At 61.9% G+C, this 24,812-nt stretch carries 23 protein-coding genes and 1 pseudogene; 12 read left to right on the top strand and 12 right to left on the bottom strand.

The window, feature by feature from the left end; genetic code table 11:
• Positions 1-9 precede the first annotated feature (9 nt).
• Entirely contained in the window at positions 10-1,389 is a 1,380-nt protein-coding gene (locus tag QA600_RS18490; protein WP_278293404.1) for a hypothetical protein, read from the bottom strand.
• Positions 1,390-1,930: 541 nt separating this feature from the next.
• On the opposite strand from QA600_RS18490, the gene QA600_RS18485 reads away from it, so the two are divergent.
• A complete protein-coding gene (locus tag QA600_RS18485) occupies positions 1,931-2,356 on the top strand; it encodes a hypothetical protein (RefSeq protein ID WP_278293403.1) in 426 nt (141 codons plus the stop codon).
• Between the two features lie 119 nt (positions 2,357-2,475).
• Here QA600_RS18485 and QA600_RS18480 read toward each other — a convergent pair whose 3' ends face one another.
• The 4 genes from QA600_RS18480 to QA600_RS18465 form a co-directional block, all read right to left on the bottom strand.
• Entirely contained in the window at positions 2,476-3,156 is a 681-nt protein-coding gene (locus QA600_RS18480; RefSeq protein WP_278293402.1) for an SHOCT domain-containing protein, read from the bottom strand.
• 721 nt (positions 3,157-3,877) lie between these two features.
• Positions 3,878-5,002 carry a hypothetical protein gene (locus tag QA600_RS18475; protein WP_278293401.1) on the bottom strand — a complete coding sequence of 375 codons (1,125 nt, stop codon included), beginning with the start codon at positions 5,000-5,002 and terminating at the stop codon, positions 3,878-3,880.
• Between the two features lie 262 nt (positions 5,003-5,264).
• The gene (locus tag QA600_RS18470) at positions 5,265-6,428 is read right to left on the bottom strand and encodes a transposase (RefSeq protein WP_278293400.1); all 1,164 of its coding nucleotides are present in this window, start codon (positions 6,426-6,428) and stop codon (positions 5,265-5,267) included.
• A 138-nt stretch (positions 6,429-6,566) separates the two neighbouring features.
• Positions 6,567-7,433 carry a hypothetical protein gene (locus tag QA600_RS18465; RefSeq protein WP_278293399.1) on the bottom strand — a complete coding sequence of 289 codons (867 nt, stop codon included), beginning with the start codon at positions 7,431-7,433 and terminating at the stop codon, positions 6,567-6,569.
• A 154-nt stretch (positions 7,434-7,587) separates the two neighbouring features.
• On the opposite strand from QA600_RS18465, the gene QA600_RS18460 reads away from it, so the two are divergent.
• Complete coding sequence (locus QA600_RS18460) at positions 7,588-7,836, top strand: HalOD1 output domain-containing protein (protein ID WP_278293398.1); 249 nt, start codon at positions 7,588-7,590, stop codon at positions 7,834-7,836.
• A 606-nt stretch (positions 7,837-8,442) separates the two neighbouring features.
• Here QA600_RS18460 and QA600_RS18455 read toward each other — a convergent pair.
• Positions 8,443-10,452, bottom strand: coding sequence for a hypothetical protein (locus tag QA600_RS18455; RefSeq protein WP_278293397.1), 2,010 nt, complete (start codon positions 10,450-10,452; stop codon positions 8,443-8,445).
• 192 nt (positions 10,453-10,644) lie between these two features.
• Here QA600_RS18455 and QA600_RS18450 point away from each other — a divergent pair, with 192 nt between their 5' ends.
• A complete protein-coding gene (locus QA600_RS18450) occupies positions 10,645-11,184 on the top strand; it encodes a hypothetical protein (RefSeq protein ID WP_278293396.1) in 540 nt (179 codons plus the stop codon).
• A 36-nt stretch (positions 11,185-11,220) separates the two neighbouring features.
• Here the strand turns inward: QA600_RS18450 and QA600_RS18445 are convergent, their stop codons facing one another.
• Complete coding sequence (locus QA600_RS18445; RefSeq protein WP_278293395.1) at positions 11,221-12,231, bottom strand: site-specific integrase; 1,011 nt, start codon at positions 12,229-12,231, stop codon at positions 11,221-11,223.
• Positions 12,232-12,566: 335 nt separating this feature from the next.
• Between QA600_RS18445 and QA600_RS18440 the strand changes: the two genes are divergently transcribed.
• Together QA600_RS18440 and QA600_RS18435 are read left to right on the top strand one after the other, a co-directional pair.
• Positions 12,567-13,628: a Gfo/Idh/MocA family oxidoreductase gene (locus QA600_RS18440; protein WP_278293394.1), complete on the top strand. Its 1,062-nt coding sequence runs from the start codon at positions 12,567-12,569 to the stop codon at positions 13,626-13,628.
• Positions 13,629-13,707: 79 nt separating this feature from the next.
• On the top strand, positions 13,708-14,343 hold the full coding sequence (locus tag QA600_RS18435; RefSeq protein WP_278293393.1) for a hypothetical protein: 636 nt from the start codon (positions 13,708-13,710) through the stop codon (positions 14,341-14,343).
• Between the two features lie 24 nt (positions 14,344-14,367).
• Here the strand turns inward: QA600_RS18435 and QA600_RS18430 are convergent, their stop codons facing one another.
• The 5 genes from QA600_RS18430 to QA600_RS18410 all read right to left on the bottom strand — a co-directional run bounded on the left by QA600_RS18430 (position 14,368) and on the right by QA600_RS18410 (position 18,342).
• A complete protein-coding gene (locus QA600_RS18430; protein WP_278293392.1) occupies positions 14,368-14,991 on the bottom strand; it encodes a MaoC family dehydratase in 624 nt (207 codons plus the stop codon).
• Between the two features lie 107 nt (positions 14,992-15,098).
• On the bottom strand, positions 15,099-15,926 hold the full coding sequence (locus tag QA600_RS18425) for an alpha/beta hydrolase (protein WP_278293391.1): 828 nt from the start codon (positions 15,924-15,926) through the stop codon (positions 15,099-15,101).
• A 132-nt stretch (positions 15,927-16,058) separates the two neighbouring features.
• Positions 16,059-17,642, bottom strand: a complete 1,584-nt coding sequence (locus QA600_RS18420; RefSeq protein WP_278293390.1) for a solute carrier family 23 protein — start codon at positions 17,640-17,642, stop codon at positions 16,059-16,061.
• Positions 17,643-17,772: 130 nt separating this feature from the next.
• On the bottom strand, positions 17,773-18,003 hold the full coding sequence (locus QA600_RS18415; protein ID WP_278293389.1) for a hypothetical protein: 231 nt from the start codon (positions 18,001-18,003) through the stop codon (positions 17,773-17,775).
• 84 nt (positions 18,004-18,087) lie between these two features.
• Positions 18,088-18,342: a hypothetical protein gene (locus tag QA600_RS18410; RefSeq protein WP_278293436.1), complete on the bottom strand. Its 255-nt coding sequence runs from the start codon at positions 18,340-18,342 to the stop codon at positions 18,088-18,090.
• Positions 18,343-18,510: 168 nt separating this feature from the next.
• On the opposite strand from QA600_RS18410, the gene QA600_RS18405 reads away from it, so the two are divergent.
• The 7 genes and pseudogenes from QA600_RS18405 (at position 18,511) to QA600_RS18375 (ending at position 24,811) form a co-directional block, all read left to right on the top strand.
• Entirely contained in the window at positions 18,511-19,827 is a 1,317-nt protein-coding gene (locus QA600_RS18405) for a cobyrinic acid a,c-diamide synthase (RefSeq protein WP_278293388.1), read from the top strand.
• Between the two features lie 92 nt (positions 19,828-19,919).
• Positions 19,920-20,846, top strand: a pseudogene (locus QA600_RS18400) (glycosyltransferase).
• Positions 20,847-21,021: 175 nt separating this feature from the next.
• Positions 21,022-21,219, top strand: a complete 198-nt coding sequence (locus QA600_RS18395; protein WP_278293387.1) for a hypothetical protein — start codon at positions 21,022-21,024, stop codon at positions 21,217-21,219.
• 2 nt (positions 21,220-21,221) lie between these two features.
• Positions 21,222-22,583 (top strand): PQQ-binding-like beta-propeller repeat protein, encoded by a 1,362-nt coding sequence (locus QA600_RS18390; protein WP_278293386.1) that lies wholly within the window; start codon positions 21,222-21,224, stop codon positions 22,581-22,583.
• Between the two features lie 117 nt (positions 22,584-22,700).
• Positions 22,701-23,579, top strand: coding sequence for a hypothetical protein (locus tag QA600_RS18385; protein WP_278293385.1), 879 nt, complete (start codon positions 22,701-22,703; stop codon positions 23,577-23,579).
• A gap of 2 nt (positions 23,580-23,581) precedes the next feature.
• Positions 23,582-24,013, top strand: coding sequence for a hypothetical protein (locus QA600_RS18380; RefSeq protein WP_278293384.1), 432 nt, complete (start codon positions 23,582-23,584; stop codon positions 24,011-24,013).
• 45 nt (positions 24,014-24,058) lie between these two features.
• A complete protein-coding gene (locus QA600_RS18375) occupies positions 24,059-24,811 on the top strand; it encodes a hypothetical protein (RefSeq protein ID WP_278293383.1) in 753 nt (250 codons plus the stop codon).
• Position 24,812: the final 1 nt, after the last annotated feature.

The raw sequence follows: 24,812 nt of genomic DNA, 5'->3' as shown, positions 1-24,812 counted from the left end.
TATCGGTCATTATTCTGTATGATATTGGTCGAGTGCGGCGTAGACCGCTGTGGGCCGGACCGTCAACCCGATCTTGTTTTTACCAGGCGGTATCGGTGTCTGCAGGGGGGTCGAACCCCGCAGTGCCGGTGTCTGCGTGATGATTGATTCTTCGGTCAGTAGTGGGAGCACATACCGGTCTAATACTCCGGCTAACCGGGCATGTTCCGGTGGCGTATTATCCCAGTCCAGCTCCGCCATAACCGCGCTGTGAAAGTTCGCATAGTCGAACGTCACCGGTGCATCCAGCTCCGGTTCCTCCTGTTCCGGGATTTCTGTCGCCACTGCCCCATCTTCCAGCGTCCCGGAGATACTCCGGCGGAGATCATACGTTGCGTCCTCGTGGTCACTGACAAACACACGGAACACGGCCGTCAATACCCTTGTCTCGTCGACGGCCGCATCCTCCCAGTCATAGTCCGCCGCCAGTACCTGCCGCAGCTGCCGGACCTGATCTGACACACCCAGCAAGTCATTGACCAGCTTCTGATTGATCAGCCGCCGATGCTCCCGATCCACGTAGTACCCATGATCCCGCCACTTCTCTACCAGTTCAAACGATGGGACCTCCACCTCCTCAATAATCGGTGCAAACGCCGCGATCTCCGCCTCCGAGAACTGGTCCGGATCCAACCGGCCCCCATCCGATACCGGCCGATCATCATCCTCTGAATCTTCTGCCGTTGACTCCCCGTCTTCTCCCACCTTCGCGTCGTCACCCTTCTCAGCAACAGTCTGCTCAAGGATCTGCTCAACCGGCTGTTCGAACACAGCAAGCAATGGCCGTCCAAACTGTTCCCGCAGAATATACAAGAACTGATACTCCCGCCACTCCCACGGCCGCACCCAGAACGACAGCATCTCCCCGACCGCGATCTGGTGTGGCTTCGGTGCCGCTGCCACCGTTGACCGTGAACTCGTTTCCGGCACAAAATAGACTCCCAGCGTCAACGCTCGATTCTCCTTCAACCGCTGCATCTTGAAATGCTGCAGAAACTCCGCTTTCTCCCGCATCCACTTATCATACTTTGAGACAACCAGATACGGAATCGTCGGCTCCCTTTTCAGGCCAGGAGTCGTCCACACCTCAGCGTCCATAGCTTCTCCCACCGCTACCTCCGGTTCATCACCCGTCTCCGGTTCCGCCCCCTGCTCCTCCTCTTTCAAATACTCATACTCCGCCCGCGTCCGCCCCAAATGAACCTTCACCGGCGGCACCAACAACCCTAATTCCTCAACCCGTGGCGGTACCACCACATGCGCCCCATCCGAATTGTACACGTCTCGCTCTCCCAGCGGAACAAAACTCCGATCTACCTCCCGAAGCAAACCGGACAAATCCCCGGTCATACCCCCAACCTCCCACATCACCCACTATAGCTGTTTCATACGTTACCATTGAACACGGTCCAGAACCACTACACACTTCTCTTCCAGAAGGGCCCTATACTCTACGGCTTCAGCCCGTATACCCGTTGGACCGCTGTTTGGTTACCGCAGCAATTCCCGGTTCTCCCCGGACAGCCAGAACCAAGTAGGCGGCTGAGAACCGTTCTCGTACCTGCGATTCAACACCTATGAATGAACGGAAAGCGTACCGGTCGGAGACCGAGGACTATGAGACGGCACCATGTGTTCACTGCGGTGAGACGGTTGTCACGGATGAGGAGACGCCTCCGGAGCAGTTGCCCGACGCCGTGACCGTCCTCGTTGGGGGCGGTGACAACATCACTGCGGATACAACGACACTGCCAGCTCGTGACTACCGTGTCCCAGAAATCCTGGTCAAATGGTTCACCGGCGATACGACTACGTCATCCTCGATCACCCGGCAGCACCTGTGTCCGGCGTGCGCACAGTCCATCTACGGTTTCGACCCCTAACGCTCCGTATGACCAGAACAACCGCTGTCACCCGCGAATACGAATACGATACAACCGACTGCCAGATCTGCAGTACCACAACCGCTATCGGTGACGCTCCCGCCGATATCTCGGAACCACACGGCTACGCCGTTGTCCTCGGAACCGGCACCGTCAGCCACGACACCGAAGACGCCGGCAACTGGGACGACGAATTCCAGTTCACCCTTACTGAAGACCACGACCACCTCCCTGCGGTCACTGGCCACATCATCTGTGCCGACTGCGCGACCACCATCCACGACCATCCCACCGATACAACCCCGTTCCACGGTACAATCCCTGCCCCTCTTACAGCCACTCCAACCGCAACCATTGATCCCTCACTCCAACCACTCCTCTACTATGTGGCCGCCGTCCTCCTTATCTTCCTTTTCATCCTTCTCCTGCTCTAACCACTCCTCCTCCTCTCCCCGCCTGGCCAGCCCCCCTTCCGCTGCATCTCTCCACAGTGTCCTCCAGCACCGTGCCCTGCTTCGGGTGTCCCACAGAAAACCTGTGATCCTGGGACTCGCTAAATCCGGTCCAACAACTCCTGTTTCTTCTCGGTGAACTCCGCTTCCGTGAGCACCCCGTCGTCCTTCAGGTCACGCAGCTGCTCTAACTTCGCCAATGGATCATCCGCCCCTACCGGTGACCCCGTTTCCGTTGATGCCTGCATCTGTGCCCGGATGAACTCCACCACCTCCTGTCCCACATCCGAAAACGACGCCTGCTGCAGGTATACCCCGTACCGTTTCGACGAACTCTCAATCACCAGCTTCACAGTCACCAACCCCTCCTTCAGATTGACCGATGACATATCACGGTACCGGATCGACTGATAACTATGGCCACTATGCGGTGTAAACGTCCCAATCGTCCCCACCTTCACCAACACCCGATCATCCGTCACCGCCGTCCGTGATTTCCCCTTCCGATCACCCTGCTCCCCATCAATCTCCATCCCTGACCCCCCGGTAAACAGGAAATGCACCTGCTCCCCCGGATCTAAATGATCATCAAGCGGTGCAACCTCCTCTTCTGACACAAAATCGTTCTGCGGTGTACACGCCAACTCCGCGTTCTCAATCTGGACATCCTCGTCCCCACCAAACAATCCCATACCCACAGACATCCTGTTGAACACCTGAAATTCTTTCGGACTTACCCCTCCCCCATTTCCTCCGAAAACACTCTCATATCCACGAAGCATTCTGCTACTCCACCCCTCGCGCAGTTTATTTAAAGAGCTATTTGTAATGTAGGTGGTAGCCGGGACACGTCAGTGGCGTGTGACGGTCGATGCAGCTGTTTCACTGCTGTGAAAGCGCGTATCCCGTGAAGCACGCAGGGAATCCGAAGACTCCATGGAACCGGTTTGTTCCGTACCACTTGGACTCCCGCTGTGGAGGATCCAAGAACACCGGCATTCCAAAGAGCCGGGGCTGGACTCGTACGGCCTCCAGCATCCGTAAGGACGCTGGCTAACACGGTGCCGTCCCCGACCTTCCCATGCCACACCAGGCAAGAAGGGCAACGCATGCGAATGCGTCGAAACCCGGGAACATACTACAAGACCAACAATCTTGTAGCGTTCACCTGATCGCACCTATGAGGCGAAGAGGGAAACACCAACACCGCAGACCGCGCTAACCCCACCCGTACTGTAAGTGCCACCCACCAGTGGGACGTAAATCGGGAAAAAGAACCCCTCTTTTCTTTTTCCACGCTATCAGTGACCGAATCACTTCATTTGGGGTTGAAACGAAACAATCAAACCCACCTTTTTATTGGCTATCACTCTGGTTATATGCACTATCTTACCTCTAGTGGATCTCTTGCCAGAATCACTGTGACCTACTCGGAAGAAAAGGAGAAAAATGAGAGCGGGTCTTACACCGCTCTCATAGTGTGATTTGAAGACGATCCAGTTGTTAGAGTGCAGGATCGGATGTGACAAGGATGGTCAAGGTTCCTTCCTCGACTGATCCCTGTGCGACTCCTTGTGGCACTTCTACCGTGGTATCGAGCGCGAAGCTCTGACCAGGTGCAAGTGCTTCACCGGCAGTACTAGCGTCAAGGATGTCCTCAACACCGGATACTGCATCTTCCAGATCTGTGTCCACTTCAGGCTCTGTCAGATCCATGTTGTCCCCAAGCTCGCTACTTACTTCCCAGAATGAGTTGTAAGTGTTGGCGACGACATGTGGCAGGTTGTCGTCACAGGATGTGAGCAGACCATATGCCCGGTCTGTGTCACCGTCGTTGGTTGCTCCTTCATCAGCGAAGGAAAGCCGGAGACGACTGGCTGCAGCACCGTGGGATGCGCCTGCGAGTTCTTCAACGGATAGAGAGGTCCATCCATTTGTTTCGCTCGCATCGTTCGCACCATTGTTGCCGTCAGTGAAGTCGTAGGTTCCGAGTTCTGTTGGTGTGTGCGGCGTGTTTCCTACGCGGACTTCGCCTTGTACACACTGATCATCGTTGTTGTCGTTGACAACGAAGAACCACTCGTACTCACCGGCTCGGATGCGGCCAACGTACTGTGTGTCGTCCTGCTCGTCGAAATCAGCAGGATCAACTTGGATGTACGATGGTGCATCATCCAGCTCATCAAGGAATTCAATCCGGTTCACGAAGTGGAACTGATTCTGATCAGCTTCCACAAGTGGATTGGTTCCTGCGTCAATGTCAGGGACACGTACCTGGATGAAGTTTCCAGCATCGTACGCCTCTGCATCACCGGTTCCAAATGGATTACTTGCTGGGTAGCTTGTTTCTGCCCAGATTCGATCAATGTGGGTAGAACCGATGTTCTCGATTTCCACTGCTGTGAAGTTCCGGTCAGAATCTGGAACATCACTTGGACTTGTTGGATCCATTCCTGGTTCCATGTCACTGTACGTCAGTTGGTCCGGTTTCACATCAACTGCAGTCTGTTCCGCGATCGTGACTTCAACATCTGTGCTCTCACTGTCGTCATCTTCTGCAGCACCGAATGCTGCCATCATGCCGACAGCGAGTGCGAGAACTACTGCGATGTGTAGTGTTTTTTTCATGTTGTGTTTTTCACCTCCGTTCAGAATGTTGGTTCGCGTGTTTGCTGATTTGCTCGTTTCAACGCTTGCAAACGTTGCAATCAAAAGGCATCGCTAGACCGATGCCTTCATACACCGGTGTTACCGCCGCCGGTATATAAAAGTTAGTTACTTGATAGGTTGGGAGAACACGGTGTTAACCGGTAACAGCACTGTATTTGACCGGTCCACGGTATCCGTTCGATCCCTCTCTTCTTGTTGTTGAAGAGATAGAATTTACTGGTCACTGAGATGGAGTCGTTGCCAGGGCCAGCGCCCGGTTCACATCCGCGTTCACGGTATACTCACAGTCCGGACACTGGAACTCTTTCCAGTTCCCGGCTGCCGGATACTCTCCTGTGGCTCCACACTTGTTACAGGTCGTATCCAACGCTGGTACCGTTACTTTCTCGGTCTGTATCCCGGCGTCTTCTGCTTTGTACGCGATAGTCGACTGGAGCCCGGTGTAGGCCCAGTCAGCCAATCCTGCCTGTGGATCATCCCGGTGACGGCACTGGGTCCTGATCCGGACTCGGGCTTCGGCTGCCGGCTCCATCACGATCACCGGATCCGGCCACCGCTGGGCGCACTCAATGATCCGCCGAGAAATCCGGTGAGTCTGCTGGGCACAGTACCGGTGCTCCTCACCGCCCAATGCCCGTACCTTCTCCATCTGGTTAGCTCGCTGCAGATCCTGGCGGCGCTGACGCATCCGCGTCCGATGATGCCGGATCTTGTCCCCGGAAAACAGGTCCACCTCCTGGATCTCTCCTGCTTCAACTACGGCCACCGCCGCAATATTATCCACTCCAAACGCCACCCCTACCACGGTCACCGGCTCATACCCGGTCGACGGCGTCTTCTTCGGCGTATAACTTTGATGCAACACATACCGTCCTGCCTCTTGGATCACCTCTGCCTCCCCAAACAGGACCTCCTCCGCCCGGTACCGTTCAAGGATTTGCTCCTGGTACTGGCCGGTCCCCAACCGGAACCACTCCCCATCCCGCGGAGCCAGCGGCAGCTTCACTCCCCAGACCCCGTCCGCCTCCTTGTACGTCAACCCCGTCGAACAGTTACAAAACCGCATCCACCGCATCTCCTCGTACTCCGGTGGATGCTCTCCATACCCGCTTGCTCGCCACGCCCGGAAATTCTGCACCACCTTGAACGCAACCTGATTCGCATCATGACTCCGCAACCCATTGTTCTCCGGAAACCGCTTTTTCACCCACCGACTGAACACCGGATCACGCCGCGGATACTGCCACCGTACCGGCTGCACCGATGGCATCAACCCTGCTATCGCCTGCGCGATCTTTTGCTGCCGACCAACCGTCCGCTCCAACCGCTGTTTCTTCCGCCGACTCAACCCTGTCAACGGCACCCGCACCGTCCGCGTTACCATGTTATCACCCCCTTCTCGAACTTCACAACCAAACAGCCTTCTCCGCTTTTGCTCTGCTACCAACCCTCTTCCCCACTATTTCTTAAATAACTATACACGGCAGCCTCTCCGTCCGCTTCACCCGCTACACCGCGTAGCTCACTGCCCGGGATCGTAGAAGTCGCTGCAGCCCTGGACCGCCCGCCGGATCGTCCGCTCACGGTACCCCGGCCGCTGCCGCCACTTCTCGCGGACGAGCCCGCTCCGGGCGAACAACCGCTCGATCCGCGCCGTATCCCCGCCCGTCCAGAACGCTAGCAGGCTACACAGGGCCAGGTCCGCCTCGCTGTGACTCGGATACCCTGCCGTATCCCCGTTCCAGAGCCGCCGGAACTTGTCGCCGTTGGCTGCGTTCCGCGCCGTCTCAAGTAATGCCTCATCGGACAACGGCACCTGCTGTCCCGACGCCCCATCCACGGCGATCTCCTCGCTGTCGGCCGCCCCGATATACGCGTCGTGCACCGCTGTAAGCGCCTCAACGCGGTCCCGGATCTCCGTCGGTGCCCCGGCCACATGCTCACCGGTCACCGTGAAGTACCGATCCGCCTCGTACATCTCCAGGTCCCCGCGCCGGTTGCCTCCACGCGGGACCTGGCCTCGGACGAGCACATGGAACCCTGTTCCGCTCGGACTGACCTCCGTATACGACGCCAAGCGTCGTACCACATCGACCGCCCAGTCCGCAACCGCACCCGTCGCCGGCTCCCGACAATCATCAAGATCAACGCCGACAAACGGATCGTCTGCGGTAAACACGAACCCGGCCCCTTCGATATCCGGCGTCCGCCGCCGACACCGCTGCGCCGCCGTAAACGACCCCCACGTCTCCGGATCCGCTACACTTGCATACCCGCCATGCACCGGATCCACCGGCACCTTCGTGTGCGTCCCATCGCGTATCTCCGTTCGCCAGCAGACCCACTGGGCCTTGGCCCGTAAGACCGCTGGAATCGGGGTGACGTCCATTCACGAACCACCGGTCCACCCGACACCGGGGTCGTGAACTGGAACGGACACCCCCTGGTGGAACGCGATCGGTAGCCTGGGCCAAGGCCCGCTCAGGCGGGTCCAGCACTTATCATTCTCCAGCGCGTACACCCCACGTGTACCCCTGTGTGCCATGACCTACCACACCAGCTTCGACCCCGACGACCCACCGATGCTCACCCCCCTCATCGTCACCACCATCGCCGACCTCACCGACACCCCCGAACCCGACCTCCCCCTCCTGTATCACGCCATCGACCCGGCCGACCTCGACCACCTGTTCACCCAACCCGCCCTCGACCAGTTCGCCGTCTCCTTTACCTACTACCAGTACCAGATCACCATCGACCACACCGGCACCATCACCTACACACCCCAATAACCCCCTTTTCTCCCCCACCACCAGCCAACCGTTTCCACTCGATGATAGCCACCGCACATCCTCGAGTTCTCACCGTTACCAGGATCGGTTCTCCCTGTTCCCTCACACAACCGATCCCCCCCTCCCAACTTCCTGCCTAACCCAGGGGCCTCACCGACACACGTGAGGCCACCCACCTTCCTCCTCTCCCCCCTCCCTTTTGTCCCCGGATAGAGAACATCCTTGTTCCTCTATCCATCCCCTCGGCCTGCCGACACCTGATCGCCATCCCTGGCCGATCACCCTCACCCACCTTCACTAACCTCTCACCCCCTCATCCTTTCCTTCCTCCCTCTCTCCCTCCCTTATCCTCCTTCCTCTCTACCCACTCTTCCTATTTACCGCTGCACAGAAAACGAGAGACGAGTATATCCTGTCTACTGGATTCTGAGGCTGTAGATCGAGAGACGAAATACCGTGTCCGGCCGACGCCAATGGAGAAAAGCGTGCAAAACATCTACTCAATGCTCCGGAATTGTTCCATGCGAGCCAAAGAAGAACGAATCAGAAAGCGTCTCGGCTGTGAGACGGAAAGAATCCCGGCTATCACCGACGCCAGTTGTCAGCTCACACATAGTCCGCGATCGGGACGAACATCACCGCGTCCGGTATGTCACCGAATACGCCGGTAACCGCTGCTGCGACCCGTTGTTTGACATCTTCATCGAGGTACGCAACTTCCACCCGGTCCACCCCGTGCTCCAGGCACTTTTCGATGTTCGCCAGTTCGTGTGCCGGACTCCGGGCAACCTCAATGGCAACAGCTTCGTCGCGCCGCGTTGCGTACACATCGATGTGCCCATCGTCGGTCGCAAACTCGGTTTCTACTTCGAAGCCATGTGTCTCGTAGTACGCCTTGATCCGGTGCTGCCAGTACCGATGCTCAATCCCGCGCCGCCCAGTCTTCGTAACAGTGAATCCCCGATCTTCTAAGACAGTTCGGCCTTGCCGGGTCAACTCCAGCATCTTCGGGTTCCGGCCCCGGGTCCCGGTCCGGACCTCGACCTCCCGGACCAATCCCAGTGCCCGGAGTTCCTCCTTTGCCTCCGATCCAACCTTTTTCCCGACATCGATCGCTTCGTACCGGTCTGACAGGGACAGGAACGGGTCCTCCTCGATGCTCACAAGCAACGCTTCTGCGACCGCACCCACCGTCTCCGTCTCATCTTCGGGTTCGTCCAAGTCGTCTGGTTGTTCGCCGATGGCCTGACAGAACACCTCGGGCTGGACCCGTGGGTCCCACGAGAACTCGGCTAACACTGGTTGCATCTGTTCTTGAAGGTCCGGGGTCGTCACTGCTTTGTCGATCGTGTAGTCTGGGAGCTGGATCGGGCAGGGTTCCCGGCCTGCCGTGGTCACGATACCTTCGCCTTTTTCTAGGGTCCGGGTGAACGCGGTTTCGTCCGCGTCCAGGCCGAACGTCTGTGCCATCTCCCTCGTGTCCTTCCCGCTGCCCAGACTCAACCACAGCTTCGTTCCCGTGTTCGCCTTGATGCTGTCCGTCAGCTTTGAGGGTTCGTGGTCGGCAACGATCAGGGCTTCCCCGTACTCCCGGACTTTGCCCACAAGATCATCGATCGGGGGAAACCCGGACGCTGGCTGGCGTTCCCGGTTCACATCAAACACGTGTTTGGCTTCATCGAACAGGACCAGATGCCGTAACCCTTGGCGGTGTCCCTGAGCATCCCGGTAGTAGAACAGCCACATCAACAACGCCTCGATCAGGAACGTGGCCACGTACTGGTTGGTACCCTTCAGTTCGAACACCACGTTACGGTCCAATACTGTCGCCAAGGGATAGCCCTGGCTGCATTCGAACACTTCACCGCTGAACCCGGTCATCAACGTCAACCGGTTGATCAACCGTTCCCGGTACCGGAACCGAGGGGAGGCCAACGGGATCTCCTCGGCCACCGCCAGCTTCCGCAGCTCGAAGACGGACGGGTACTGCCCGGTCTCCGCTGGCTCGTATACCGCATACAGGTCCCGAAGTGTCCCGAGAACATACCCGTGCGATCCCTGTAGGAGGCCCATCGTATGCGCGAAGGTCTCAACGATGACTTCGGCCCACATCGCCACCGGGACCCCGGGCGGGGGCTGTAACGGGTTGAACTTCAGGTCCTGCCAGTTGATCACCAGCAAGTCCCGGTGCCGGACCAGGTGCCGATAATCGTTTTTCAGATCGAACGCCCAGAACGGCAGTCCGTGGCCAGTACACTCATCCATCAGGTTGTAGAACAACGTTGTCTTCCCAGCCCCGGTCCGGCCGACCACCAGTACGTGCTCGTTCAACTGTTCCTGGGTTAACCCGATCGGGTGTCCGTCTGGTGCAGTTCCTACTCGGAATTGGCCGTCATACCGGTCGAACGGGTAGGACCAGTCATAGGCTACTCCGGCTGCTTCGATCTGCCGGGCCTGATCTTGGTACAACGCGAGAAACGCCCGGTACCGTTCCCGGCTGACCGCTGCTACCTGCAACAGCTTCGCGATTCGGTCCTCCGTTTCTCCCACTAATTCCAGTGTCTCCCGTAACTGTTCAAGCTCCACCGGTGACGGCTGTTCTCCGCTCTTGACCATATACACAGAGGTCCTGCACTGAACTGCATACATAGCTCGACCCCCCGCAGATTTCTCCTGATTCCGTAGACGGGTGGCCATGAGATGTTAGAGAGAGTGAATATTGACGACACTACCAGTCTACTGATACTCCTCAGGAGGCCGCACTATGCGTATGGTTAAATGTATTATCTCTCAATAAGATATGGATGTATGGACATTGAACCGCAGGAAGAAGTCAAAGTCACGATAGAGTTCTCGGAAGAACCAGAAGAACTTCCTTTAAGAGAATTCTCGGATTTCATAACAAGTTTGAGGTATTTGGATGAGGTACTTCATAGATCAGAAGTTGAGCAGGCGTATCGAGATATACTGTATGAGTACCAAGATAGTGAGAGACTTTACGACCGGCGTGCTCGGGACCAATTTATCGGCCGACTTACTCAGGAAGGAGTTTTCAAACGGGCAAGACGGTTTGAGAGATCTTCTCCTTATATCCGATACCCGGACAATAACGACAAAAGACTCAGAATCACTCGCATACAGAAAGAGAGCCCTCTTGCAATCGAGTTCGTCGGTGTTGCTTTCGCAGCAATTGCTGTAGCATGGCTAACTGCTAGTATAGAATACGATTCAGAAGTAGTGGAAATGAAGACAGAGGAGGGGGTTGAATACGAAAAGCGCCGTCGTCATATCAAGTTTGAGCCAAAAAGCTTCTCCGATGCAGTCGAAGGTTTGATGAAGCTATTTTAAATACTCCAAATAGATACTTGGGCTATTATTACGAGATTATATGTTCTCAAGGTACTGGCGGCGTTGCTCCATTTTCTCTTCTGGTGTCCGCCGGTCGTAGTGCTTGTCGAGGACCTTTTCAGAGACGTTTGCTCGGTCGCTGACGGCTTTCATCGGCCACTCTTGGTTTAACGCGTATGTGATCCCGCCGCGGCGGAACGCATGCGGGCTGACACTTGAGGGGCACCGGGATGCATCGTGATAGTCGGTTCCATCGCAGTCCTCGATAACCCGGTCGTGTGGACACTCCCCGGTCACCGTACACGGCCGCGTAAACCGGTAGCAATCTTCCCGAAGCGTTGTGGTATGGGCACGGCCCTGCCGTGAGGCGATCAACGGCTGTCTGCCATGGTCATCGGTGACGTCCGGTCGCCGGGTGTCGATCCAGTCATCCAGTACCTGGCAGACCTCCTCGGAGACAGCGACCAATCGCTCGCCCTGGGACTTGTTTTTGATCGGGGTCCCTGTCTCCGGACGATGGTGCACCGCCAGCAGCTGCTTGTGCGGATCGTAATCGGGCACATCCAGTGCGTGGACTGCACCGACCCGCATGAACGTATGCCACAGCAACGTCAAGACAACGTGCGGACGGGTGGCATACTCGTACTTTTCGAGGTACTGCAGGATCTCAGTGGCCCGGTCCGAACCCAACATCACGTCCCGGACGTTTTCCTGTTCGTCCAGCATCGGTGACCGCACCCGGGTATGCAGATCCGGCTCGACGGCATCGATCTGTTCCAACCACTTCACAAACACCCGGAGCGTGTCCATCTGTGTCTTCTCGGTGACTGCGGACAGGTCGCCTTCACTCCGCCGCCACAACCGGTATTCATGCAGGTCCCGGCCCGTCAACGTGTTCAAGTTCTCCATCCCCTTGCTCTGGCACCACCTGATGAAGTGCCCGAGCCGAGAGCTATGCGCATAAATGGTTGCTTCCGTGACCTCGGTATCGCGGTCGGTCAGGTACATGTCCAGCGCCGTTTCCGGATCGATCGGTTCCAAACTCATCGTGTACACCCACGGAACTCAGGATCACGATAGCCCGGTGGAACAATCCCCGGCTGAAATCTCGTGGCCGAGGAAACCATGGCGCCCAAGGAAAACCGTAACAGCCGGTGACGCAAGCCTGCAGCGCCCACTTCTCGAGGCGAGCACTCTCGCGAGCCTCGAGTACGTGGGTCGCGAAGGATTTGAAGTAGAGAACGGCGAGCACCGCGAGCCGTTCGCGTGGTTCAAATCCTGCAGCGCCCGGACTATCATCTATTGAGCAGCGCACCGAACACCCAGCTCCGGTACTACCGCAACGACAACACGTATTGACTGTCCGGCGTCCAGTACGGACCATGACTACTACCGAAAGCGAGGAACGGACCAATACCCCCGACACGACCGAGCCGCTTCGAGTCGGCGTCGTCGGCGGCGGATTCATCGGAACGACGGTCGGCGGGCAGTTCCGCGAGCACGACGACGCCCGCGTCGCCGCGCTCGTCGACATCGACCAGACGACTCTCGAGTCGGCCGGCGCCGAACTAGACATTGACGCCGACGCTCGGTACACAGAATACAAGACGATGCTCGAGGCCGAACCCCTCGACGCCGTGTTGATCGGGACGCCGCACACGCTCCACTACGAGCAGGCACTCGCGGCGATCGACCGCGATCTTCACGTGCTCTGTGACAAGCCGCTGACGACCGACCTCGAGCGGGCGCGGGAACTCGTCGAGCTCGATCGCGAGCGCGAGGAGGTGTTGATGGTCGGCTACCAGCGCCATCTCTACGAGGGGTTTCGCAGGGCTCGGGAGCTGTGGGCGACGGAGGGACGCGAGCCGAGCTGGATCACGGCCGAGGTCGGACAGGACTGGGTCGACCGCTTCGAGGGGACGTGGCGACAGGATCCGGCTCTCTCCGGCGGCGGCTACCTGTACGACACCGGAAGTCACCTGCTCGACTGCGTCCTCTGGAGCACCGGACTCACTCCCGAGACGGTCTCGGCGAGCATGAGTTTTGTCGACGACGAGCGACGCGTCGACGGCCGTGCGACCGTCACGATCCGATTTACGAACGGTGCGACGGCGTCGTTCTCGATGTCCGGTGAGGTGCCGTGCATGCGCGAACACGTCCGGATATGGGATCGAGAGGGCGCCGTCGCCCTCGACAGCCGGGACTGGGAGTCGAGCGAGTACGTCGAAATCGACGCGGACAGCGGCGAGTACCGGCCTCGGCTGCGGACCGAGGGCAGGCAGACCAAGGCCGACGCGTTTGTCGAGGCGATCAGGACCAGGAGTGAACCGCCGGCGACCGCGCTCGACGGCCTGCGGGTGACGGCCGTCACCGAGGCGGCCTACGAGTCCGCACGAGGTGACGGCTCGTTCGTCGCCGTCGACTCCGGCGACGTCTCTCGGTAGTGCCGCTCGCGAGAAGCCGAGGCGCTCGAGCGACGTGGGATATCTCAACCCCTAAATACGCCGAGCCGCGGGAGGAGGTATGGAACGGATCCCCGATCTCGAGCGGCGCCGACTCCTCCAGACGGCGGCGAGCGCGTTCGTCGTCGGCGCGGCCGGCTGTGCGGATACGGAGGACGGTGATTCCCACCCACAGCTCGAGGAACTCGACATGGACGCCCTTCAGGAGACGGTCGCCGAGCAGTCCGAAGCCCCCGACGGGTCGGTGACGCTGGGCGTCGGGTTCGCCGACGAGCAGCTCCCGATGACGAGCGAGCTGTACGAGCCGAATCCGGACGCCGAGATCGGCGATACCGAGCAGTACGACACTCAGGCGCTCGAGGACGTCGACCTCGTCGCCGATCCGGTCGAGGAGCTGCCGACCCTCGACACCGACGAGATCACGCTGTACGCCCTCGATCTGGCGCCAGGGGAAACCCGAACGATGGCGCTGGTCGTCCGGGGCGACGAGGACGTGGCTTTCGACGCCCATCAACCGGAGGGAGAGCCCTACGATATCGACAGCGGGCTCGTGCTCAACTGCTACTGTATCGACGAAGTGTGGAACGCTCCCGCCGAGGGAACCTGGGTCCGCGTGATCGAAGTCGGCCTCGAGGAGGACCTCGAGGACCCGGAGTCGGGCGCGATGGTGTACGGCGTCTTCGACGGCGAGGAGTAAGCGGCTCCCGATCGCCGATCCACCTCACTCGGGCGCGTCCTCGATCAGGACGACGGCCTCGCCGTCGACCACGCGCTCGCCCTCGGAGTCGACGGTCGTCCGCAGTCGGTACCGGTCCCCGCCCAGTTCCTCGATGATCTCGCAGTCGGCGGTGATCGTCGAGCCGATCTCGACGGGGCTCTGAAACTCGAGGTCCTGGGAGAGGTACACCGTCAGCCCCGGAAACCGCGCGAGGGCCGCGCTGATGGCGCCGGCGACGAGCGTGCCGTGGACGATCGAGCCGCCGAAGCGGGTGTCCTCGGCGAAGTCGTTCTCGAGGTGGAGCCGGTTGGTGTCGCCCGAGACCTGGGCGAAGGCGGCGACGTCCGCGTCCTCGACCGATTTGGTAAACCGGACGGCGTCGCCGACCGAGAGCTCCTCGAGACTGTCCGTCGACCGTTCGGTCGTCCAGTCGGCGTCCCCGTAGGTGACCTCCGGAACTGTCGGGGCGACCCTGGTCGCCTCGCTCGAGGACTGCAGCCCCATCGCAGCCAGCATCGCGTTGTTCGCTTCGGCGTAGCTGTTGAGAACGTGCTGTGAGATCGTCGCCCAGCGTTCGGGACTCGGTATGATGTCGGCGGCGTCCGTTGGTATCGTGTTCGAACTCATAGGTAGTAGCCGGAACCGATCGTGATCGACTATGAGTAGGATTCGCATCCTCTTGATGACATCGCTACCTCCATCGATTCGTGATCGTCATCGGACGCACACCGTCGTCAGTCCCACACCCGTCGCTCGAGGAACTGAGTCATAGCCTCGTTGAACGCCGCCGGACGGTCCTGGTTGACCAGGTGGCCGGAGTTGTCGAGTTCGAGCCACGCGCCGTCGTCGACCTCGCCGGCGATCGCACGAGCCTGTCGTTTCACGGGCGGGGCCTCCTGATCGCCGTGGACCACCAGCGTCGGCGTCTCGACGTGAGTCAGCTCGGGCGGGTCGTACTGGTAGAGCGCGTCGAAGATCTTGCGGTACTCATCGTCGTCGACCTCGCCGACGGCGTCCATCGCCATCGATCGGACCTCGGGGTCGACCGAGAGCCACCGCTGGCCCGTCGTCGCCTGGATCGAGGTCAGCATCGACCGAAACGTCGCCTCGGGTCCGGTCATCGACAGCGACGCCGACAGGGCGGGCATCGGCGACAGGAACGATTTCGTCCCCATCGGGAGCTCGACGGGTGGCATCGATCTGACGGCCCCGCCGAGGATCGCGCCCGCCGCGCGGTCGGGGTGGCGATCGAGGTAGTTCTGGACGACCATCGAGCCCAGCGAGAGGCCACACAGCACCGGCCGCTCGAGCGCGAGGTGGTCGAGCAGTTCCTCGAGATCGTCGGTGAAGAGATCGATCGAGTACTCGTTGGTGTCGGTCGCGCCCGTGTTGCCGTGGCCGCGTACGTCGAGGGTGACGGGTTGGTGTGTCGATTCGAACCGGTCGACCTGTGGTCCCCAGGCGCGACCGTTCTGCCAGCCGCCGTGGACGAACACCAGCGGCGAGCCGTCGCCGCGCGTGTCGTACCAGAGCGTGCCGTCCTCGAGTGAGAGTTCTGCCATACCTCCGTCTGGGACCGCTCGGTAATAGATCCCCTGCTGGCGTTCGCGGCTCGCTCGTTCGATCTGTCGTCTCTGTTTCCCGAACGACCACAGGACGGCTCCCGGCTTCGGAACGACGGATAAGCGTCCGTCTCAGTCGCCGTCCCGGCCCGAGCCGATCCAGCGGTCCCAGGCGGAGTCGAACTCCGACTCGTCCTCGGTGAGTCGCTCCCACTGAGCCAGCCCGCGCTCCTCGCGGGTACCGGGGATCGTGTTGTCGAGGACGAGTGCGGCCAGCCCGCCGACGGCCATCCCCGTCGAGCCGATGATGAACACCGAGTCCGCAAGCGCCTGGGCGATCGCCTCGATCCAGACCGCAACTGCGGTGCCCGCGATCGGCTCGGCCTCGACCAGCGGCGCGATCGTCGCCGCCAGCTCGATTCCCTCCCGGAACGCGATCGGGTCCGCGAAGTTCGCCATGTACTCGGGGACCGCGAGGCCGACGAACAGCGCGAAGCCGACGACGAACACGTTCCTCGAGGACTCGAGATCGACGTGTCTCAGGTTCGAGATCCCGACGGCGACGATCTGGGCGAACATCGCGACGAACAGGCCGCCGACGATCGGATCGGGGATGGTCGCGATCAGCTGGCCGAAGTAGCCGACGAAGCCGGCGACCAGCATGACCGCGGCGCCGATCTGGACGACGTACCGCGAGGCGACGCCAGTCAGCCCGATCGCGCCGATGTTCTCGGAGTAGGAGGTCGAGCCCCCGGTCCCCATCACACCCGAGAAGACGTTCATCAGCCCCTCCATCCCGATCCCGTGGTTGATCCGTCGCTCGCTCGGCGCCGCCGAACCGGTCAGGTTCGCAACCGCGTAATAGTCGCCGATGCTCTCGACGATCGAGGCGAGCACCCCGGCGAACATTCCGACGACGAACGCCGTCGTGAACTCCGGCGCACCCCACTGTAGCGGGTGGATCGGCAACAGAGGATCGACGTCGGTGACGTCGCCGAGCGGGACGTGACCCGGGTGGCCCCCGCCGAAGACGCCCGTAGCCGAGAGGGCCGCGGCGACGATCCAGGCGATACCGATCGCCAGCAGGACCGGATACAGTCTGAACGCCCGGTGTCTGATCTCAAGATACTGCGAGAACAGCAGGATCAGTCCGAGCGTGAGCCCGAGCAGCAGCCAGCTCTGGTCGGTGTCGGTGATCTGGCCGGCGTCGAACAGCGCCAGGCCGATCAGGGCGATCGTCGGCGCGATGACGACCGGCGAGAGGAACCGTCGGAGCTTGCCGACCAGCCCGAAGTACCCCATCGCGACCTGGACTGCCGCGGCGACGATGATCGCCCCCTGTAACTGCAACAGCGCCGCCTGCCAGTCGGGTTGGCCCTGCACTCCGCCTGCCGTCACGACGGCGATGATCGCGAGCGCTGGCGCGAGCATGGAGAAGGGGGCCCCCTGGACGATCGGGTACCGGTTTCCGAAAGTCGTCTGAGCCAGCGTCGCGATTCCTGAGACGACGAAGAACGTCCCGATGAACTGGGCGGTGACGTCGCCGGGCATCCCCATCGCGTCAGCCAGAATCAGCGGGACCGCGATGTTCGCGCCGACCATCGTCAGGTAGTGCTGGATTCCGAGCACCGTCGACTCGCCCAGCGGCGGCCGGTCCTCGATCCCGTACTCGATCCCCTCGGCTTCCTCCCTGTCGACCGTATCGTCCTCCGTCATCCCTCTCTGATAGCATAACGAGAGAGCCCGCTCAAATGCGTACTGATCCGTCCCGACCCGGGATTTCGCAACTCCTCGAGCGCGATACGTCGTTCAGCGTGGCGACCGTGGCGTCGCCCGCAGCCCTCGTTCAGTCCCCGGCGATCGGTTCGATCCGGAACACGTAGTCGTCGTACGCCCCGCCGAGGTTCGCCGGACTCTCCTCGTCAGTGTGATCCCGGCAGAGGGCCGCCTCGGCCTCGACGGCGCCCTTTCCGGTCTCCTCCTGATAGCGCTCGAGAACGACGAACGCCGCGGGCTCGTCACAGCCGCGTCGGTGACAGTTCGGCGTCGAGCCCGTCGCTGGGCTTTCGTCACTCATATCGTACTCCTGGGGAAGAATACTGATAACGCTGTGGTTGGCGTGCGGACGGCAGGTCTCGAGCCGAGTAGCCGGACGGTTCCGCTACTGGCTTCGTTCCTGCTCGCGAAGGACCGTCGAGACGGTGTCCGAGACGTCCTCGATGACGGCGGCGTTCGTCTTGCGAAGGTCGCCGCCCTGTGCCTCGCTGAGGTGTCGAATCGCCTCCCGAAGGTGGTGCTCGGTCGTTCGTTCGTTCTCGTCGGTCATGGGGACCAGCGGCGAACGTAGGGCCGTGTGCCTGTTAACTTCGTTGGCGATGCTCGCTCGCTCGAGCGCGTTCCGGCCCCACTCGAGCACGTTCCCGACTCCACCTGGGCACGACGGCGGTAGGATCCCGAAGACGGCTGCGACGAACCGCTTCAAACGGCACGCCGTCGTCGGCCGCACCGACGGATTCAAGTTCGATTGTGCTAACGAAATTACAATGAAACGAAGCGTTCGGGCGCTCCGTACGGGGGTGCCAGGATGAAGGGGTTCGTCCTCGGTGGCGTCAGCTCCGGCGTCGGCAAGACCGTCGCGACGCTGTCGGTGATCCAGGCCCTCGAGGACGCCGGCTACGACGTCCAGCCCGCGAAGGCGGGGCCGGACTTCATCGATCCGAGCCACCACGAAGCGATCGCGAAACGGCCCTCCCGAACGCTCGATCTGTGGCTCTGCGGCGAGGACGGGGTCCGCCGGAACTACCGTCGCGGCGAGGGCGACGTCTGCGTCGTCGAGGGCGTCATGGGGCTGTACGACGGCGACGGCTCGAGCACGGCGATGGTCGCCGAGGCGCTCGACCTCCCCGTGGTGCTCGTCGTCGACGCCAGTGCGGGGATGGAGAGCGTCGCTGCAACGGCCCTCGGCTTTCGCGAGTACGCCGACCGGATCAGCCGCGACGTCGAGGTCGCCGGAATCGTCGCCCAGCGCGCCCACGGCGGTCGCCACGAGCAGGGCATTCGGGACGCGCTGCCCAAGGAACTCGAGTACTTCGGACGGATCCCGCCGAACCCCGACCTCGAGATTCCCGATCGCCACCTGGGCCTCGAGATGGGCGCGGAGGCGGCGCTGCCCCGCGAGGCACTGCGCGAGGCCGCCGAGACGCTCGAGACCGCACGCTTAGCGGCGGTGGCGAGCGAACCCGGCGCGCTCGAAAGCGAGACACGGGCCGACGAGGGGGCGACGCCCGTCGACGCTCGCGTCGCGGTCGCCAGCGACGCCGCCTTCTGCTTTCGGTACCCCGCGACGATCGAGCGGTTCCGCGAGCGCGCCGACCTCGTGACGTTCTCGCCGGTCGCGGGCGACCCGGTGCCCGACTGCGACGGCGTCTACCTCCCCGGGGGCTACCCCGAACTCCACGTCGAGGAACTCGAAGCGGGTGGCACCCTCGCCGCCCTCGGCAAGCGCGCGAGCGACGGCCTCCCTGTCCTCGGCGAGTGCGGCGGGCTGATGGCGATGAGCCGATCACTGACGAGTGCCGACGGCGAGCGCGGCGAGATGGCCAGGATCCTGCCCGCGGACGTGACGATGCACGACCGCTACCAGGCGCTCGACCACGTCGAACTCGAGGCGATCGACGGCACGCTCACCGCGGCCGCGGGCGAGTCGATCCGCGGTCACGAGTTCCACTACTCGAGCGCCGACGTCGACGGCGACGCCCGCTTTGCGTTCGAGACGGTCCGGGGCGACGGTATCGACGGCGAGCGCGACGGCCTCCTCGAGTACGACTCGCTGGGCACCTACGCCCACGTCCACCCCGAGAGCGGGGCGTTCGATCGCTTCCTCGATCTGCTCGAGCACTGAGTTCGGGTCGACCTTCGGCGCGCCGCCGTGTCCGCCCGGTCGTTCTCGGACTGATCCTGTCGTTTGATGACAACCGGCGTGAACGGTGTAGTATGAGAGCGGCTGCGCCGACGACCGTCATCCTCCCGACGACGGGGTGGAACGACGCCTGCGAGCAGGTTGCCGCCCAGCTTCGCTCGGGCGACGAACTCCTCGTCGTCTGTGACGAACCCCTCGAGTCGGTCGCCGAACGCGCTGCGGAGTATCCTGGCGTCAGGTTGACCGTCGCCGGCGAGCCCGAGGGCTGTTCCGGGAAGGCCAACGCGATCGCAGCCGGCATGGAGGCCGCCGAAACGGAGCGGATCGTCTGGACCGACGACGACTTCTACCACCCGCCCGACTGGCTCGAGCGGCTCCGCGCCGACTACGATCGGCGGGGGCCGACCTCCGAGGTGCCCGTGTTCGTCGGACGGGATCCTCTCGCCGCCGCGCTCGAGCCCACACACGCGATCAGCGGAACGCTCGCCGTTTTTCTCGCGGACATCCCGTGGGCCGGCTCCCTCGTTTTCGAACGCGGCGATCTCGAGGACGAGGCGGCCTTCCTCGCCGATCTTCGGCGAACGATCAGCGACGACGGCCTTCTAATGGAGCACGTCGAGTTTACGACCGTCAAGCGAACGCGACCCGTCGGGATCGGCGGCTCGATCCGTGAGACGCTCGAGAACCAGGTTCGGTTCGTCCAGATCGTTCGCTACCACGATCCGACGGGGCTCGCCGCCCAGGGGGTGCTCGGGGCCGCGCTGACCGCCGTCTGCGTGCTGTTCCCGCTTCCCGCGTTCCTCCTGACGACGACCCTGATGGCCGTCGTCTATGCCGCCTTCGGGATCTGACGCTGGACGTTCCTCGCGGCCTACCCCGTGGCGCTGGCGGCGCTCCCCCTGCTGTTCTACGGCCTGGCTCGCCAGTCGTTCGTCTGGGGCGGGAGACGCTACCGGTGGCGCGGCAAGTTCGACGTCGCGGTCGAGACAGATGGTCAGTAACCTGACGCCAATGCGCGACGTTTTCGGCGCGACACTCACGGAGGCTCTCGGCCGAACGGTAGCTGTCGCTCGGCCTTTGAACCGACCGTTCCGTCCGACGACCGCGACCCGACAAATTTAGTTTCCATACATCAAACAGAATTGTTTTAGTGGCCTCGGCGGTCATCCACGGGTGATGCCACCTATCGCGCTGTCATACGATCCGAGACCCGGCCCGACGACGGCTCGAGCCGTCGCCGGACGGGCGTCCGTGTTCGCGTCCGAGGATTGCCTCGCCAAGTACGACCTCACGCACGGCCGACCGCTCGAGGGACGTGCCGTCGGACGAGCAACCTGCGACTCGTGTCACGGGACGGTCCCTGTACCGGAGTGAGTATGACGGAGGCTGACGCAGAATCCGATGGGAGAGACGACAACGGACAGGAGTCGACGCTTCGACGCCGCCCGCTCGGCGAGATCGAGAGTGCCCGCAGCCGACAGATGCGGACTCGATCGGCGGTTCACGCGATCGACGGGGTCGTCGTCGCCGGGCAGTGGGACGGCACCGTTACGGCCTTCGAGGTCGACTCGCTCGAGGCCCGGTGGTCCGTCGAGCACCCCGACCGCGCGGTCGGTATCGCGACGCTCGAGGGTAGCGACGGGGGAGGCGACAGCGACGGCGACCGCGCGGACTCGGTCGTCGTCGCCGGACGCGGGGAGACGGGAACGATCGCGGCCTATGACCTGGAGACGGGCGAGTGCCGCTGGCGGTACGAAACCGCCGACGACGTCGGCGAGCCGGTTCGGGAGAGCGTTTTCGCCCAGCCGTACGTCGTCGCCCTCGAGACCGACGGCGACAGACTGTATGCGGCGACCCGCCGCTACGAGCGCGGCGGCGAGACCCGACGGTGGGAGAGTACGGTTCTCGCGTTCGATTCCGAGGGAACGGTCCGCTGGCGGTACGACACTGACGCCTCGCCGATCGCGCTCGAGTTAGACGAGTCGGGGGAGCGCCTGGCCGTCGGCTACAATCGCTGTATGGGGGCGCACGACAACGGGCTGGTCGTCCTCGAGACCTGCGTGACGACGGAGTCGTCGCGAAACGGAGGCGGTGAAACCGCCGAAGGGGGCGGCGACCTCGTCTGGACCTGGGATCCCGGCACCGAGGGCGACCGCCGCGTCGGCGACGTTTCCTTCGACGGCGAACACCTCGCGGTCGCGAGCCACGGCGACAAGCGCGGTTACCTGCTCGAGTCGGGCGGCGCCGAGCGCTGGCAGGTCGATCTCGCGACCGAGACCGAGACCGACGGCGAACGGCTGTACGCCTATCCGAACCACGCCTACGCGAACGGTGGGCGGGTGGCGTTTCTCACGGGGAACACCTACGCCGCGGAGAGTCACGAGACGGCGGGCCGTCACCCGAACGAACACCGGATCGACGTCTTCGGCGAGGACGGTCGGTCGCTGTGGGACGACTCCGTGCGCGGGTTCGTCCACGGCCTCGCGACCGACGGCTCGCGAATCGTCGTCCCCTGCGCGCAGAACTTCCGGGATCGGGATCCCGACGCCCACGCCGTTCGTCGATTCGATCTCGAGTCCGGGCCGCTCGAGCACGAGCGACTCGAGGGGATCGCTACCGCTGCCGCGATCGAGGACGGAACGGTTGCCGCGATCGAAGAACCGGTGACCTACCACGACGACGGACGGACACGCGGCGAGTACGCTCTTGCCGTCGGATCGGTCGCTCCTCGAGAGTGAATCCACTGTAGGAACACGAGGACTGCCGCACACATTTCGTTTCATTGTAACTGAGGCAGAAATCGCATACGCAAGGCAAACCACCACAACGGGCACTCTCGTCTGTGTTTCCAGATAATGACAGAGACGAGAGAGCACGACGACTCGGAAGACCGTTCGGACTCCGGACTCGAGGACGCCGGTTTCCGTTCGATGCTGGCCGACGACGAGGGCGAACCGCGACGAGTGATGACCGACGGTGGCGAGGACGAACTGCCGGACGAAGAGGACGAGGAAGACGAGGAAGACGAGGAGGAAGCTGAAGAGGACGAAGAAGACGAGGAAGACGAGGAGGAAGCTGAAGAGGACGAAGAAGACGAGGAAGACGAGGAGGAAGCCGAAGAGGACGAAGAAGACGAAGAACAGCCAGTTGGCCACGAACAGGGCGCCGAGGACTCCTACGAGGACGACGACGCGACGAACGTCCTCCACCTCGACCTCGACGGACTGTTCCTCGATCTGCTCGGTCTCGAGGTCAACCTCGATCCCGTCGTACTCAACCTCTCGGCTCGGCCGGGAGAGGGGAACCTGGTCGGCAACCTGCTGTCCGCCGTCTCCGGGCTCCTCGACGGCTCGCAGGACCTGCTCGGCGGCGTTCAGGACCTGCTCTCGAGCCCGGCAGAGGCGCTTTCGTCGATCGTCGACCGCTCGCAGGAGGCGCTGACGTCGCTCGTGAGTAGACCGCGAGAGTTCGTCAGCGAACTGCTGGGCGGCGACGAAGACGACGAGGATGCTGACGGTGACGAGGACGACGAAGGCGAGGACGAGGACGCACAGGGTCGGATCTCGTCGGCCATCGAGACGATGACCGACAGCCTGCGTGGACTGATTCCGGACCTGCCCGTCGAGGAGTTCATCGCCACGGTCGTCCGTGAAATCCTTCAGGCGCTGATCGACCAGCTCGAGGGCGAGGAGGAATCGAACGAACAGGAAGGCGAGGCGGAGGCGAGCGCATAACAATGAGTGAGGAATCCCAGTCACTGACGGAACAGATCGACTACGACAAGATAAGCGAGAACCTCGAGCTCGAGGGGCTCGTCGAGGGCACCGAGTGGGAAGACGAGATCAGCGAGGACGAGCCCATCGGCGAGACGCTGGGCGGGCTGATCGGCGCGATCATTGGTCGCAAGATCGGCGAGCAGGTCGGGCGCACGATCGGCGATCTCGTCGTCGAGGAGCTGCTCAGTGCGGGCGATGAGGACGAGGAGGACGACGAGGCGTCCGAAGGCGACGAAGAGGAAGAGGCGGAAGACGAGGACGAAGGCGAAGAGGACGAAGAGGCGGAAGACGAGGGCGAAAGCGACGAGGATGAAGAGGATGACGACGACGAAAGTGAAAGCGACGAGGACGAAGAGGATGACGACGACGAGAGCGAGGACGGAGGAGAGTAGCCGTGAGACCGAGTTCTCCACTACGAGCGACTCGAGGTGAGCGCGATGAGTGAGGACTCCGGGCTGAAGCAGATGGTCACCGACGAGGTAACCGAACAGGTCGACGTCGCCGATCTGCTCGGCGACGGCAGCCTCGAGGACAACGTCGACGGCGGCGAGGTCGGTGCGGCCGTCGGCAGACAGTTCGGCGAACAGCTCGGTCGCGAACTCGGCGCGACGATCGGTCGTGATATCCAGGAAACCCTTCGAAAGGGGATCGAGAACGGAAAGAGCCTCCGCGAGCTCCTTTCGGATCTGGTTGCCGCGCTCCGGACGGCGATCCGCGATGCGATCGCCAGCGTCGTCGGTCAGGACGCCCTCTCGTCGGCGGCCGGTGCACTCACGGGTGACGAGGCGGAAGACGAGGAAACGACGGAGGACGAGGAGTCCGAGGCTGACGAGGACGAGGATGAAACCGCCGAGGACGACGCGTCCGAAGCCGACGAAACTGAGGACGACGAAGCCGAAGCTGACGAAACCGAGGACGACGAAACCGACAAGGACGCTGCCGACGAAGCGGAAGACGAAGCGGAGACCTCGGAGGAGCCGTCGGTCGCGGAACTCGAGAACCTGCGACGCGAGACGCTCGAGGACTTCCTCGGCGTGATGTCGTACCAGGATCTGCAGTCGGTCGCCAAGGACGTCGGCGTCAAGGCGAACCTCAGCCGCGAGGAGATGACCGACGAGATCATCGAAGCGGTCGCGGACGAGGGAGCCGACGACGACGAGGAATCCGACGCGGACGACGACTCGTCGTAAT

Source organism: Natronococcus sp. A-GB1 (assembly GCF_029688845.1).
GTDB lineage: Archaea > Halobacteriota > Halobacteria > Halobacteriales > Natrialbaceae > Natronococcus.
The sequence above is the reverse complement of the archived record's forward strand: the minus strand, read 5'-3'. Positions and strand labels throughout refer to the sequence as shown.

What these genes read in the sequence shown, in the direction of transcription:
- QA600_RS18490 (WP_278293404.1), bottom strand. Translation starts at nt 1,389, where the DNA reads ATGACCGGGGATTTGTCCGGTTTGCTTCGGGAGGTAGATCGGAGTTTT.
- QA600_RS18485 (WP_278293403.1), top strand. Translation starts at nt 1,931, where the DNA reads ATGACCAGAACAACCGCTGTCACCCGCGAATACGAATACGATACAACC.
- QA600_RS18480 (WP_278293402.1), bottom strand. Translation starts at nt 3,156, where the DNA reads ATGCTTCGTGGATATGAGAGTGTTTTCGGAGGAAATGGGGGAGGGGTA.
- QA600_RS18475 (WP_278293401.1), bottom strand. Translation starts at nt 5,002, where the DNA reads ATGAAAAAAACACTACACATCGCAGTAGTTCTCGCACTCGCTGTCGGC.
- QA600_RS18470 (WP_278293400.1), bottom strand. Translation starts at nt 6,428, where the DNA reads ATGGTAACGCGGACGGTGCGGGTGCCGTTGACAGGGTTGAGTCGGCGG.
- QA600_RS18465 (WP_278293399.1), bottom strand. Translation starts at nt 7,433, where the DNA reads ATGGACGTCACCCCGATTCCAGCGGTCTTACGGGCCAAGGCCCAGTGG.
- QA600_RS18460 (WP_278293398.1), top strand. Translation starts at nt 7,588, where the DNA reads ATGACCTACCACACCAGCTTCGACCCCGACGACCCACCGATGCTCACC.
- QA600_RS18455 (WP_278293397.1), bottom strand. Translation starts at nt 10,452, where the DNA reads ATGGTCAAGAGCGGAGAACAGCCGTCACCGGTGGAGCTTGAACAGTTA.
- QA600_RS18450 (WP_278293396.1), top strand. Translation starts at nt 10,645, where the DNA reads ATGGACATTGAACCGCAGGAAGAAGTCAAAGTCACGATAGAGTTCTCG.
- QA600_RS18445 (WP_278293395.1), bottom strand. Translation starts at nt 12,231, where the DNA reads ATGAGTTTGGAACCGATCGATCCGGAAACGGCGCTGGACATGTACCTG.
- QA600_RS18440 (WP_278293394.1), top strand. Translation starts at nt 12,567, where the DNA reads ATGACTACTACCGAAAGCGAGGAACGGACCAATACCCCCGACACGACC.
- QA600_RS18435 (WP_278293393.1), top strand. Translation starts at nt 13,708, where the DNA reads ATGGAACGGATCCCCGATCTCGAGCGGCGCCGACTCCTCCAGACGGCG.
- QA600_RS18430 (WP_278293392.1), bottom strand. Translation starts at nt 14,991, where the DNA reads ATGAGTTCGAACACGATACCAACGGACGCCGCCGACATCATACCGAGT.
- QA600_RS18425 (WP_278293391.1), bottom strand. Translation starts at nt 15,926, where the DNA reads ATGGCAGAACTCTCACTCGAGGACGGCACGCTCTGGTACGACACGCGC.
- QA600_RS18420 (WP_278293390.1), bottom strand. Translation starts at nt 17,642, where the DNA reads ATGACGGAGGACGATACGGTCGACAGGGAGGAAGCCGAGGGGATCGAG.
- QA600_RS18415 (WP_278293389.1), bottom strand. Translation starts at nt 18,003, where the DNA reads ATGAGTGACGAAAGCCCAGCGACGGGCTCGACGCCGAACTGTCACCGA.
- QA600_RS18405 (WP_278293388.1), top strand. Translation starts at nt 18,511, where the DNA reads ATGAAGGGGTTCGTCCTCGGTGGCGTCAGCTCCGGCGTCGGCAAGACC.
- QA600_RS18395 (WP_278293387.1), top strand. Translation starts at nt 21,022, where the DNA reads ATGCCACCTATCGCGCTGTCATACGATCCGAGACCCGGCCCGACGACG.
- QA600_RS18390 (WP_278293386.1), top strand. Translation starts at nt 21,222, where the DNA reads ATGACGGAGGCTGACGCAGAATCCGATGGGAGAGACGACAACGGACAG.
- QA600_RS18385 (WP_278293385.1), top strand. Translation starts at nt 22,701, where the DNA reads ATGACAGAGACGAGAGAGCACGACGACTCGGAAGACCGTTCGGACTCC.
- QA600_RS18380 (WP_278293384.1), top strand. Translation starts at nt 23,582, where the DNA reads ATGAGTGAGGAATCCCAGTCACTGACGGAACAGATCGACTACGACAAG.
- QA600_RS18375 (WP_278293383.1), top strand. Translation starts at nt 24,059, where the DNA reads ATGAGTGAGGACTCCGGGCTGAAGCAGATGGTCACCGACGAGGTAACC.